Genomic DNA, 12,759 nt, shown 5'->3' with positions numbered 1-12,759 from the left:
GTGGATGCCTGTGGATTAGTGTGGAAAACGTTGGCACGTAACTGGACCGTTCCGACGTTGACAAATCGCTGTGGATCACTTCGGAAAACAGGCGTTGAGCAGCGTCGATATTGTGGATTCCGGTAGTTGATCTGGGCATAACTTGTGGAAAACCCGGTGTATTACCCGTGGATAAGTAGCGATCGCTCGTGAAAGTGCAGCTCAGAGTCGGTTCACTCGTTCGTGGAGAACCTGGGGATAACTACGAATCGGCTGCTTCAGGCGTCGACGCCCGTCCCTGCGTGCCCCCGGATGTGGACGATCAAAACCGTGCCGGTCCGAGCCGGCGCCCCACTCCCTGTGGATTTCCTTCCCATTGGGTACGCGGAACGACAGCTGAGCCCTCCAGCCGTCCCTGAGGCCATCGTTTTCCTGCAGCTCAGAGCACTTGTCCACAGCCCAGTGAGCGATTCGTGGCGTCCCGCGTCAGCCTGTGGATCCAGGGCCCGTGCGGCATGTCCGGGCCCGGCTGCCGGGCGCTGCCGGGGCATATCCGGGGTTGTCCACAGCAGGACCCCAACCGGTGCTGTCGTGGCGTCCTGGCGTGGCCGGCCTGATGTCACTGTCCCGGCATAACCCGCGCTGGTGGGATCCGCGCTGAAGTGCCCGCGCTCGTAGGGCACGCACTGGTATGGCCTGCCCTGGTAGTACCTGCCCTGGTAGTGCCCGCGCCGGTGGGATCCGCCTTGGTAGGACCCGCCTTGTGTGATCGACGAGCTGGTGCAGATGGCGCGTCGATCCGTGATCATCGCCAGGTGTCGAGCCGTTCGCCAGGCACCGAACCGTCTCGCGGAGCCTCACCGTCAGCCCGAACCGCAGGCCTGCTATTTCGTAGCCAGCTCCCGCGCCGGTCATCGTGTTCCTCACAGATGTGCAGGTCAGAGCTTCGCTGATGGAGTTTCAGACAGGGGCTAACGGAGTTTCGGGAACCAGGTTCGGCGTAGGCCTACCCAGCCGGCAGGGCGGCTCCCTTACGGACTCGGGCATCCGTTTGTGAACGGTGTTTGTCCCGCGCTCAAACCGTCCGCGCAAGGCACGTCAGTCCCATGAGCCGCGCTGTTCCGGATTGTCGAAGTCGGGCCTGCCCGTCATACCGCCACTGCCCGGCACACCATTCCGCGTCGACGAGTCTATTGCGCTGGTTAATACAGCTATCAAATTATTTTAACACATTTAGTTGTCTTTAAAATGCTAAAGGCTTTTGCGAATTTAAATAGGATTTAGTGCGTTTTAGTTTGTGCAGTAGTGTGCATTTTATTATAAAAAATAATGATTCGAGGGCGAGGGCGAGGGCGAGGGCGAGGGCGAGGGCGAGGGCGAGGGCGAGGGCGAGGGCGAGGGCGAGGGCGAGAGCGAGGGCGAGAGCGAGAGCAGCGAGAGCAGCGAGAGCAGCGAGAGCAGCGAGAGCGGCCAAAGGGCGACGACGGCGATGACGGCGGCGGAGCGCGAGGGTGACGGCAGGGCGACGTGCGGGTGCGGAGCGCTGGCGTGCCAGCAGGCGGGGCGCGAAAACAGGGGCGCGGCCGTGCCGTCGGAGCGGGAGGGCGGGGCGGAAAGGCGGAGAGCGGGTGTGCCAGTAAGGGCGGGGCGCGAAGGCGTCAACAGGGCAGGGGCGTGGATGTCCCAGCAGGCCGAGCGCGAGGGCAGGGCGCGGGGGTGGGCGTGTCAGCAGGGTGTGACGGTGAGGCGGGGTGTGAGTTTTGGGCGCGGGAGCGCGTGGGATCGGGACGGAGGCTTGGTAACCGGCCTCTTGATGTCATCCCAGGGCGTGACCTTTTCGGTCGGGCCGAGTGCTGATGATTGGCCCTCTGTGCCCGAGCCCATGCCGTGCAGCCGAGACGGCAGCCGGCGGTGCCTACAGCTGGACGGCAGCCGGCGGCGCCCACAGCTGGAACGGCAGCCGACGGCGCCCACAGTTGGACGTCAGTCGGCGGTGCCCACAGCTGAGAGGGCATCTGTTGGCGTTGGCTCCGAGGTGGCGTTGGCATCGCGATGTGGTTGGTCGGCGCTCAGGTTGGCGTTGGCCTGATCGGGGCTTAGGCCGGGTGCGGCCGGGGCCACATCGGTGACCCTGCCTCCACCGTGATCTTGGTGAATTCCCCACCGGAGGAGGCCTTTCTCGGCGGCGCGGCTGTCGGCCGCGCAAGCGCTCTCTACGTCCGATCTTGGCCGGTTTACCACCGAAAGAGTCTTCCTCTGGGCTGCCGGCCCGGACGCGGTCAATTCTCCGCGCGAGTATCCGCCTTTCGGCCCCACCCTGGCCAATTTTGGTGGATTTACCACCGTTTTAGGTGGTAAATCCACCAAAATCTCTGCTGAGCGGGTTGCCCGCGCGAGGGCTTGACCGCAAGTGATCAGGCGGCCAAGAGCGAGGCTCGAAAGCGGTGGTAAACCGGGCAAGATCGGGGATTTTCGGTTGCTTGTGCGCGGGATTGGCCGCACGAGGCCCGGCTGCCGAGGAGAAGGCTCTGAACGGTAGTGAATCCGCCAAGATCTGCCGGGCTGTGAGCCCTTGTGCGACGGACCCACTTGAGAAGGGCGCCGACGGGGATGCCAGCCGAGGGAGGGCCAAATCGGCGGAAAAGTGCCGACAACTTGAGATGGCTGGTCGTTCCCGTTAGGGATCTAAGGGTCAAGGCACCGGAGCGCCTCCGCGATGGGACGACGGGACGCTGAAGGTGGCGGGATGTCGGGCCCTCAGGCACCGGGCGGCGCGGGGATGTTGCGACGCGGGAATTTGGGCCTGTGGGGACTTGGCGGGCGGGGGCTGGGCGGGCGGGGGCTGGGCGGGCGGGAATTGGCACTGCGGTGGTTGCCTCAACCCTGCCTGGGTGTCGTCCGTTGCATGTGGTGGCTACGGGGTGGGGGCCCGCTATGGGTGGGCGGGGCTGGGAGGGGTAGGCGGTGATGGGGTAGCACAGCCCGGCGGTGGTGGGAAGGTCGTCAGCCGGCGCCGCCTGATCGCCCGGGGCTGGGCCCCGGGGTGCGGTTGGGGGCCCCTGGGGCGTACCAAATCAGGTGTTTTGTTTGATTCTGTTGGTTAGTTCGGCGATCTGGTTGTAAAGGGAACGCCGTTCGGCCATGTGTTGGCGGATTTTGCGGTCGGCGTGCATCACCGTGGTGTGGTCGCGGCCGCCGAAGGCCTGGCCGATGCGGGGTAGGGAGAGGTCGGTCAGCTCGCGGCAGAGGTACATCGCGACCTGGCGGGCGTTGACCAGGACGCGGCTGCGGGAGTGGCCTCGCAGGTCCTCCAGGGAGACGCCGAAGTAGTCGGCCGTGGAGACCATGATCTGGTCGGCGGTGATCTCCGGGCCGGCGCCGTCCGGCATGAAGTCGCGCAGGACCTCCTCGGCCAGGGAGAGCTGGACCGGGGAGCGGGTGAGGCTGGCGAAAGCGGTCACCCGGATGAGGGCGCCCTCCAGCTCGCGGATCGAGTTCGACACCCGGGAGGCGATGAATTCCAGGACGTCGTCGGGCGCGTACATGCGCTCCTGGGCGGCCTTCTTCTGGAGGATCGCGATACGCGTCTCCAGGTCGGGTGGCTGGATGTCGGCGAGCAGGCCCCACTCGAAGCGGGTCCGCATCCGGTCCTCCAGGGTGGCCAGCTGGCGCGGGGAGCGGTCTGAGCTGATCACGATCTGTTTGTTCGCGTTGTGCAGCGTGTTGAAGGTGTGGAAGAACTCCTCCTGCGTCCGCTCGCGGTTCTCCAGGAACTGGATGTCGTCGATCAGCAGGATGTCGACGTCGCGGTAGCGGCGCTGGAACGCCTGCGTCTTGTCGTCGCGCAGGCTGTTGATGAAATCGTTGGTGAACTCCTCGGTCGACACGTAGCGGACCGAGCGCGCGTGCCCCAGAGTGGTGGCGTAGTGGCCGATGGCGTGCAGCAGGTGGGTCTTGCCCAGCCCGGAGCTGCCGTAGATGAACAGCGGGTTGTACGCCTTCGCCGGCGACTCGGCGACCGCGACCGCCGCGGCGTGCGCGAACCGGTTGGACGAGCCGATGACGAACGTCTCGAACATGTACTTCGGGTTGAGCCGGTTGCCGTCCTGCCCGCCGGGACGCGGGGTGGTGCCGGGGCCGCGCAGGTCGATCGCCGGCCGGCCGGGGCCGTTGTCGCCACGCATCGGGACGTCGTCGCGACGGTCCGGACCCGGCATCGGGCGGTCGTCGGGATGACGCTGATTGTCGCGGAGTTGCGCGGCGTCGGCAGCCAACCGGTGCGCCACCGCGTCGTTGGGCTGATCGTTCTCGACCGGGCGGGTGGCCGGCGACCGGTTCACCTGCGGCGGCGCCGACGACGGCATCGGGTCGGCGAACAGCGCCTCCTGGCCGGTCGGAACACCGCGGGAGTACGGCGTCTGCGGTGCCGAATGCTGGGCCGAACCGGTCGGGTAAGGCTCGGGCGCGTGCTCGGCCGGGCCGAACGCCTGCTGCTGGTACGGCGGCTCGGGCATCCGCTGCGGGCCCGGATAGGCGGGCAGCTCCGGCTGATAGGGGCCGGCGTCCGCGTAGTGCCGCGGCTGCGGGTCGGCCATCGGCGCGACCTGCTCGGACGGGGTGCCGTAGACGGTGCCGGGCATGCCGGAGCCGTCCTCCGGAGGCCGGACCGTGACAGCCACCTGAATGGGCCGGTTCAGCCGCTTGGTGAGCGCCTCGGTGATCGCCGGGCGCAGCCGGGACTCGATGATGTCGCGGGTGTAGGTGTCCGGAACCGATAGGAGAGCGGTGTCTTCGACTATCGCCCTCAGCCGGGTGAACTGTAGATAGGCGCGCTGCTGCCGTGACGCGATCTCGTCGGACAGCTCGTCCAACGTCTCACGCCACAACGTGCCCAGGTCGACCTGATCGGCCACCGCCGCGCCACCCCCATCGCCACCGACCCCCGGTGAGCCTTGTCCGGCCTTTCGCCAACCCAACACAGTCAACGTGCTGAGCACGCACGGTGCCAACCGGCTATCCACAGGTTATCCACAAGCCGTGGGGTTGCCGGTGGCCGCTCCCGGCCGGATGGTCGGCAGGTCACCGGAGCCTGTGGTGGCGCGGGTGGTGAACTGGCTCGTCACAGGCTCACCACAGGGCTCACCGTGGCGAACGATCAACCTGCTTGTCCGGTTTTGGCCGTCGCTTCGCGGTTCACGAACGGCCGATGAGACCAGCAACCGCGCACGCTAACAGCGCCGACTGGCGGGTTACAACTGTCGCGCCGGCCGTCCACCGCCCGGTCGCGGGAAAAGATTCACTGTGTGCACGGAAAGACCGGGCAGGTCCTGGGTACACGCCTGAGCCGACGTGCCGACTCAGGATATGGTTGACCCCCATGATGCCCCTGCGTAGGGTTGGGCGGTTGCTCCGCCGCGCTCTGCTAGAGTGGCGTCTTGCAGCGGATGCCCCCAGAGTCGTAGTACGAAGACGGAGTTTTTGACGTGAGCAAGCGCACCTATCAGCCGAACAACCGTCGGCGCGCCAAGACCCACGGCTTCCGGCTGCGCATGCGCACCCGTGCCGGTCGCGCCATCCTGTCTGCCCGCCGTACCAAGGGCCGCGACAAGCTGTCGGCCTGAGCCGACCGCTAGTCGGGTCGGAATGCCCAGGTAGTCGTGCTAGCCGCGACGCAACGACTGCGGCGTAGCGACGACTTCGCCGCAGCGATCCGCGGCGGCCGTCGAGCCGGCTGCGGCACCCTGGTCGTTCACCTGCTTATCGACGAGCCGGCGTCCGCCTCCACGGCGCGCGCCGGCTTTGTCGTATCCAAAGCGGTGGGCAACGCGGTGGTGCGTAATAAGGTCCGACGCCGACTGCGTCACCTCGTCCGGCCACTCCTCAGCGATCTCCCGGCGGGAGCGTCACTGGTGGTTCGGGCACTTCCGGCTGCCGCCGGCGCCACGTACGCCACGCTGGCCACTGATCTGGAGAGCGCGCTCGTCTCGGCGCGTAAACCACGGCGGCCACGATGAGCCTGGCCGCCCGCCTCTTGACGGCGGTTGTTGTCGCGTACCGTCGATACTTGAGTCCGGCGCTGCCGGCCCGCTGTCGGTTCTACCCCTCGTGCAGCGCGTACGCCCAGGAGTCACTGGCGCGTCACGGCGCGGTCCGAGGGGCCGGCCTGGCGATCTGGCGGCTCTTGAAGTGCCATCCCTTCCACCCTGGCGGGTATGACCCGGTGCCTGACCCGATCCGTCACCGTCCTGCCGATGTGACTGGAGCTATAGATTGAGTCTGGACCCGATCTACTACGTCATCTCGTGGATTCTTCTGCGATGGCATTCACTGTGGGACGCGATCGGCATACCTGACGGTCGTGTCATCGGCACCAACTGGGCATGGATCCTGGCGATCTTCTTCCTGGTGGTGACACTGCGGGTCATCCTCTTCCCGGTCTTCGTCAAGCAGATCAAGAGCCAGCGCGCGATCCAGGCGCTGCAGCCCAAGGTCAAGGCCCTGCAGGAGAAGCACAAGGGCGACCGGGAGACGCTCCAGAAAGAAATGATGGAGCTGTACCGGGTCGAGAAGGCCAACCCGCTGATGGGTTGCCTCCCGATGTTCCTGCAGATCCCGGTCTTCTTCGGCCTCTTCCACGTGCTCCAGCACCTCGACCCGACGATCTCGGACGCCAACAAGCAGCTGTACGGCTGGCCGCTCGAGCAGTTCAACAGCGCCGCCGTCGCGCACCTGTTCAACGCGCCGATCAGTGCCAAGTTCGGGTCGTCCAGCGCCGAGCTGGCCGCGCTCAACGCCGACGGCCTCACCGTCAAGATCCTGGCCGCCGTCCTGGTTCTGATCATGATGGCCACCACGTTCCTCACCCAGCGCCAGATGATCCTCAAGACCGGCTGGGCCGAGGACCCGCAGCAGCTGATGATCCAGCGGCTGATGCTCTACGGCATCCCGTTCACGCTGCTCTTCTCCGGCGCGCTGTTCCCGATCGGTGTCGTCATCTACTGGGTCACGAACAACCTGTTCACCCTGGCCCAGCAGCAGTGGGTGCTCCGCAAGTTCCCGCCGCCGGCGATGGCGAACAAGGGCGGTTCCACCGCCCGCCCGGCCACCGGCACCAAGACCGCGGGCACCGCCAAGAACCCGGTCCAGCCGGCCCGCACCGGTGGCCTCTTCGGCCGCAAGCCGGCCACCCCGGAGCCGACCAGCCCGGTGGTCGACACCAAGGCGCTCGCACCCAAGCCGGGTGCCAAACCGGTGAATCCCAAGAAGGGCGCCCGACCGGCGAACAAACCCAAGGGATGATCGCTGCCCGGGGCCACCACGCCCCGGGCGCTCACCTTGGCCCACACAGACCTCCCCGCGCCGGCAGGCACGACGCAGCAGGCGCGGGAAACAGCGGACCGACTCCGGTCGGGCCCGAGTGACAACGGAGATGAGACCGTGACCGACACCAGCACTCCCGCTTCCGCCTCTTCGGAGACCGCCACCTCGGAGACCGCTTCCACGGAGACGACCGAGGCGGCCGAGACCACCGAGGTCAAGAAGCCGGAGACCGTCGCCTCGGAGGGGGACCTGTTCCGCCAGAGCGAGATCGCCGCGGACTACATCGAGGGTCTGCTGGACATCCTGGACTACGACGGCGACATCGACGAGCTCGTCTCCGCGGGCCGCCCGATGGTCGAGGTCGTCGGCGGCCGTCTCCAGCCGCTCGTCGGCCAGCGCGGCGCCACCGTGGAGGCCCTCCAGGAACTCACCCGCCTGGCGATCTTCCGGGCCACCGGCTCGCCCAGCCGCCTCCTGCTCGACATCGGCGGCTACCGGGCCGCCCGCCGTAAGGAACTCGGCGCCGTCGCCCGCAACGCCGTCGAGAAGGTCAAGGAGCACGGCGACCCGGTTCGCCTGGAGCCGATGTCCGCCTTCGAGCGCAAGTGCGTGCACGACGTGGTCAACGCGATCACCGGCGTGCAGAGTGAGTCCGAGGGCGTAGAGCCAAACCGCCGGATTGTCGTACGGGTGGCGGACTGATCGTGTCTTCGCCCCGCCACGACGCGGGTGACTCCGGCCCGGGCGTCGTCTCGCCCGGGCCGTCGTCTGCCCGCCAGGTTTTCGGCGATCGACTGGATCTGGCCGGTCGCTACGCGGAGTTGCTCGCCACCGATGGTGTCGTCCGTGGGCTGATCGGGCCCCGGGAAGCACCACGGCTCTGGGAGCGGCACCTCATCAACTGCGGTGTGATGGAGACCCTCATCCCGGACGGGGCGTCGGTGATCGATGTCGGCTCCGGAGCCGGGCTGCCCGGCCTGGTCCTCGCCATCGCCCGCCCCGACCTCCGCATCACCCTCGTTGAGCCGCTGGCCCGGCGCACCGCTTTCCTCGACGAGGCGGTCGAGTCGCTCGGGCTGGACAACGTCTCCGTCGTACGCGGGCGGGCCGAAGACGTCGATCTACCCGGAGCCGACGTGGTGACCGCTCGGGCCGTCGCGGCGCTCGACAAGCTCGCCGGATGGTGCCTGCCGCTGGCTGCTGTCGGTGGCCGGCTGCTCGCGATGAAGGGGTCGTCGGCAGCTGAGGAGATCGCCGCCGCTCAGGAGGCCGTCACTTCACTCGGTGGAGGGGAGGCCGTCATCCATCTGTGTGGGGTCGGGTTGATCGATCCGCCTACGACGGTGGTGGAGATTCCGGTGCTGTCCCGGGCTCCCTCCCGCACCTCGCCCCGCACCTCGACACGTGCCACTTCGCGCGCCTCGTCACGTTCTTCCTCACGGTCGTCTTCGCGTCGGCGGTAGGCGGGCTCACCGATCCGGATTGCGGGCGGTCAGGGGGGCTGTGAGGGGCGTTAGTGGTGCTCTTGAGGCCCGTACCCAATCGCGGTGGGGTGGCCCTGAGTGACGTTGCGCTCCTCGCGGAACGGACGGACGGCCATGGCGGCTGGTGCCCGACACCCGTAGGCTGGCCGGATGTCGATAGTGTCTCCCTTGTTCTGCCGGCCGACCCCTTCCTAGCCATCAGGGATGAAGCGGTGCATGAGTACGGTGTTTCACGTGAAACCGAGTCGCCTCTCGACAGGCCGTCGGGAGTGAGCGTGGGCGGGCTGCACGCTGGCGATCAAGACCTTCCTTCATATGGGTATGGCACACCTCTGCCACACCAAACCGCTGGCGCTCCTTCTTCAGGGGCGTCGGTTCAGTCCACCGAGCATGTTTCACGTGAAACGCCGGGGTCGGATGAGGATGATCCACCCCTTGCTATGGAAGCGTTGCGAGCTGTGCAGATCCTCAACCCGAGCGGCGAGATCATCATGCCGCGCCCAGACCACCCGCGGGTGATTTGCGTCGCCAACCAGAAGGGCGGCGTCGGGAAGACGACCACGACGGTCAACCTTGCCGTGGCGCTCGCGCTGCATGGCAACCGTGTGCTGGTGGTTGACCTGGACCCGCAGGGCAATGCCTCCACCGGCCTGAACGTGCCGCACCACGCTGGCGTGCCGGACGTCTACGACTGCCTGATCGACAATGTGCCGCTGGCTGAGGTGGCGCAGCAGGTTGAGGGCATCCCCAACCTGTACTGCGTGCCGGCCACCATCGACCTGGCCGGTGCCGAGATCGAGCTGGTGTCGGTCGTGGCGCGTGAGTCCCGGTTGGCCCGGGCGATCGCCAGCCACCCGGAGAAGTTCGACTACGTCTTCATCGACTGCCCTCCGTCGCTGGGCCTGCTGACGGTCAATGCGCTCTGCGCCGCGCAGGAGGTGCTGATCCCGATCCAGTGCGAGTACTACGCACTGGAAGGTCTCAATCAGCTGATCAACAACATCAACTTGGTGCGTCAGCACCTCAATCCGACCCTCGATGTCTCTACGATCTTGTTGACGATGTACGACCGGCGTACGCGTCTGGCAGATGCGGTGGAGCAGGATGTGCGGAACCACTTCGGCGCCAAGGTGCTGAACGCGGTGATTCCCCGGAACGTACGAGTTTCGGAGGCACCGAGCTACGGCCAGTCGGTGATGACTTACGATCCGGGTTCACGAGGAGCCACGAGCTACTTCGAGGCTGCGCTGGAACTCGCCATGCGTGGAGTCAACACTGGAGGGGCGGCATGAAGAACCGGCGGGGTGGCTTGGGCCGTGGCCTGGGCGCGCTGATTCCTACGGCGCCTGCCGGGGAAGCGGCTACCTCCGTCGAGGTGCTTCCTGATCAGAGCTCCTCTGGTGGTTCTTCGTCCCCCGCGATCTCGTCAGTTGGCAACGCGGCTCCGGCTGTGCCGACTCCGTCGGACGCCCTGGGCTCTCCGGATTCCTCAGTCTCCCGGGATTCCTCAGCCTCCCGGGATTCCTCGGGCTCCCGGGACTCTTTGGAATCCTTGGACTCCTTTGAAGATGATCGTGGGCTGGCGCCGGTGCCCGGTGCGCGGTTCGCTGAACTGCCCGTCTCGGCGATCGAGCCCAACGCCAAGCAGCCGCGTCATGTCTTCGACGAAGAAGCGCTGGAGGAGCTGAAAACCTCCATCCAAGAGGTCGGCTTCCTGCAGCCGATCGTGGTGCGCGACCTCGGTGACGGCCGGTACGAGCTGGTCATGGGTGAGCGGCGGTGGCGTGCCGCGCAAGCCGTCGGGCGGGAGACCATCCCCGCGATCGTCCGGGACACACCCGACGATGCGATGCTGCGGGACGCGCTGCTGGAGAACATCCACCGGGCCAACCTCAACCCGCTGGAAGAAGCCGCCGCCTACCAGCAGCTGCTGGAAGAATTCGGTGCCACCCATGAGGAGCTGGCCCGGCGGATCGGGCGCAGCCGGCCGCAGATCTCCAACACCATTCGGTTGATGAACCTGCCGGCCGCGGTCCAACGGCGGGTTGCCGCGGGCATCCTGTCGGCGGGGCATGCTCGGGCGCTGCTCGGGCTCGACAACAGTGCGGCCCAGGATGCGCTCGCTGAGCGGATCGTCAAAGAAGGCTTGTCGGTACGAGCCACCGAAGAGATCGTGCACCTGGCGGCGTCAGACGACTCGATGGTGAAGAAGCCGGCCGCAGCCCGTAGGGCGAAGGTGCACGCGCCGGCCCTGAACGATCTGGCGGAGCGGTTGTCCGATCGCTTCGACACCAGAGTCAAAGTCGACATCGGCCGGAACAAGGGCAAGATCACGATCGAGTTCGCGACCGTCGACGACCTGGAGCGCATAGTCGGCATGATCGGCGTGGAAGAGGAAGGCGCCCCTCGCGCCGGCGATGAGCCGGAGGAGTAGGGCGGTTCGTGACGGGGCTTTGCCCGAAGGCGCGTGGGTCACTCACGCGCCTTCGGCGTTTCTGGACCTGGACGCCGCCCGAACGGTTCTGTCAGAACGATTCTCCTGAGATTTCTAACTGGCATCGCAGCGTGCGGTTGACTCTTGGAATGCGGTTTTTGGGGTTTTTGTCGCCTAAATTTTTGCAGTCGCACCAAAATAAAAGTAGATTTCACTTTCTAGGTAGTGGACTTTCGGCTCGGTGCTGTTCGAGCCTGTCTTTGAGACTCAAGCCAACGTGGGGACACTTCTCCGTTCGGGAGGCCACCTTGGTCGTGTTCCAATGCGGCTCCGGATCATTTGCTGTCTTCGCCTGGCGTGGGCGCCAGCCTGTCTCTTGGTGAGAGGATTTCCGCGAATGTGTCGTGAGTGAGCTGTCATCCTTGAGCGAGGGCCATCGCGGGTTGCCGTAGTGCCGTCGCCGACTGTTCCGCCCATCGAGTAGTCAGTCGTGGCCGGCTCTGGTTCTAGCCGTCCGAGTCGTCGACCCCTAAGGCGTGTTTCATAAGCCGGTCAGAGCCACTCGCAGATGATGACGATGGTCAGGACGGCTTGGAACCTGACGGCGAGTTTGTCGTAGCGGGTGGCGACGCCGCGGTGGCGTTTGAGTCGGGCAATGCCGTTCTCGACAGCGTGGCGCAGCTTGTAGAGCTCCTTGTCGAAGGCCGGCGGGCGTCCGCCCTTGGAGCCCTTGGCCTTGCGGTGGGCGTCTTGGTCCTTCTTGCTCGGGATGCAGGCCTTGATCCCGCGTTTACGCAGGTAGTCACGGTTGCCGCGGCTGGTGTAGGCCTTGTCGGCCAGCACCAGGCCGGGCCGGGTCCGGGGCCGCCCCACCCCGAGACGGGTCACCCGGATCCGGCCCAGCACCGGGATGAACTGCGGGCTGTCACCGCGATGCCCGGCGGTCACGATCAGCGACAGCACCTTCTGCCCCTGCTCACACGCGAGATGAGTCTTGGTGGTCAGTCCACCCCGGGACCGCCCCAGCGCGTGATCGGCCGGTTCCTCGTGCACACCGCCGGGTGGTTCTTTCTGTAGGTGGCCGTCCTTGCGCGCGCCGGCGGCATGCTGATGTGCCCGGCTGGTCGTCGAGTCCACGCTGACCGTCCAGCCGATCCGGCCGTCCGCGTCGGCGCCGGCCTGCGAGGCGGACAGGATTCGGTCCCAGGTGCCATCGCGCTGCCAACGGCGGAACAGGCCGTAGACGGTCTGCCAGGGCCCGTACCCGGCGGGGACGTCACGCCACGGGGACCCGGTCCGGATCCGCCACCGCATATCATCGATGAGCTGCCGTTTCTCCCACTTCGGCGGACGACCCGTTGGTGACGCGGCGGGAAGGAGCGGGGCCAGGACAGCCCACTGCCGGTCGGTCAGGTCGTGCCGCCTCGTCACCGCTACGCTGGACACGAGGTCTCCGGTATGAAGTTCTTGCTTGGTCGCAGAACCAGATACCGGAGACCTCTTCAGTTATCGATCACCGCCACGCGTGACATCGATCAACCT

9 protein-coding genes and 1 pseudogene are annotated in these 12,759 nt (G+C 66.5%); 8 read left to right on the top strand and 2 right to left on the bottom strand.

Features of this window, described 5'->3' with window-relative positions; translation table 11 throughout:
* Positions 1-3,053: 3,053 nt before the first annotated feature.
* Positions 3,054-4,892 (bottom strand): chromosomal replication initiator protein DnaA, encoded by a 1,839-nt coding sequence (dnaA, locus tag ACQ0O7_RS00050; RefSeq protein WP_430779608.1) that lies wholly within the window; start codon positions 4,890-4,892, stop codon positions 3,054-3,056.
* A 570-nt stretch (positions 4,893-5,462) separates the two neighbouring features.
* On the opposite strand from dnaA, the gene rpmH reads away from it, so the two are divergent.
* The 8 genes and pseudogenes from rpmH to ACQ0O7_RS00010 all read left to right on the top strand — a co-directional run bounded on the left by rpmH (position 5,463) and on the right by ACQ0O7_RS00010 (position 11,217).
* The gene (gene rpmH / locus ACQ0O7_RS00045) at positions 5,463-5,600 is read left to right on the top strand and encodes a 50S ribosomal protein L34 (RefSeq protein ID WP_014448226.1); all 138 of its coding nucleotides are present in this window, start codon (positions 5,463-5,465) and stop codon (positions 5,598-5,600) included.
* A 36-nt stretch (positions 5,601-5,636) separates the two neighbouring features.
* Positions 5,637-5,993 carry a ribonuclease P protein component gene (gene rnpA / locus ACQ0O7_RS00040; protein WP_430779607.1) on the top strand — a complete coding sequence of 119 codons (357 nt, stop codon included), beginning with the start codon at positions 5,637-5,639 and terminating at the stop codon, positions 5,991-5,993.
* On the top strand, positions 5,990-6,253 hold the full coding sequence (yidD, locus tag ACQ0O7_RS00035; RefSeq protein ID WP_430779606.1) for a membrane protein insertion efficiency factor YidD: 264 nt from the start codon (positions 5,990-5,992) through the stop codon (positions 6,251-6,253). Before rnpA ends, yidD begins: the two co-directional genes overlap by 4 nt.
* Positions 6,250-7,278 (top strand): membrane protein insertase YidC, encoded by a 1,029-nt coding sequence (yidC, locus tag ACQ0O7_RS00030; RefSeq protein WP_430779605.1) that lies wholly within the window; start codon positions 6,250-6,252, stop codon positions 7,276-7,278. Before yidD ends, yidC begins: the two co-directional genes overlap by 4 nt.
* Before the next feature lie 138 nt (positions 7,279-7,416).
* The gene (locus tag ACQ0O7_RS00025; protein WP_430779604.1) at positions 7,417-8,001 is read left to right on the top strand and encodes a protein jag; all 585 of its coding nucleotides are present in this window, start codon (positions 7,417-7,419) and stop codon (positions 7,999-8,001) included.
* Positions 8,002-8,003: 2 nt separating this feature from the next.
* Complete coding sequence (rsmG, locus tag ACQ0O7_RS00020) at positions 8,004-8,762, top strand: 16S rRNA (guanine(527)-N(7))-methyltransferase RsmG (RefSeq protein ID WP_430779603.1); 759 nt, start codon at positions 8,004-8,006, stop codon at positions 8,760-8,762.
* Between the two features lie 410 nt (positions 8,763-9,172).
* Positions 9,173-10,075, top strand: a pseudogene (locus ACQ0O7_RS00015) (ParA family protein); the annotation flags it as partial.
* On the top strand, positions 10,072-11,217 hold the full coding sequence (locus tag ACQ0O7_RS00010; protein ID WP_430779602.1) for a ParB/RepB/Spo0J family partition protein: 1,146 nt from the start codon (positions 10,072-10,074) through the stop codon (positions 11,215-11,217). The pseudogene ACQ0O7_RS00015 and the gene ACQ0O7_RS00010, both read left to right, overlap by 4 nt.
* Positions 11,218-11,769: 552 nt before the next feature.
* Here ACQ0O7_RS00010 and ACQ0O7_RS00005 read toward each other — a convergent pair.
* Complete coding sequence (locus ACQ0O7_RS00005; RefSeq protein WP_430779756.1) at positions 11,770-12,648, bottom strand: IS5 family transposase; 879 nt, start codon at positions 12,646-12,648, stop codon at positions 11,770-11,772.
* Positions 12,649-12,759 lie beyond the last annotated feature (111 nt).

Source organism: Actinoplanes sp. G11-F43, assembly GCF_050589265.1.
Classification (GTDB): domain Bacteria; phylum Actinomycetota; class Actinomycetes; order Mycobacteriales; family Micromonosporaceae; genus Actinoplanes.
Note: the sequence above shows the minus strand (reverse complement) of the source record. Positions and strands in the feature narration are given on the sequence as shown.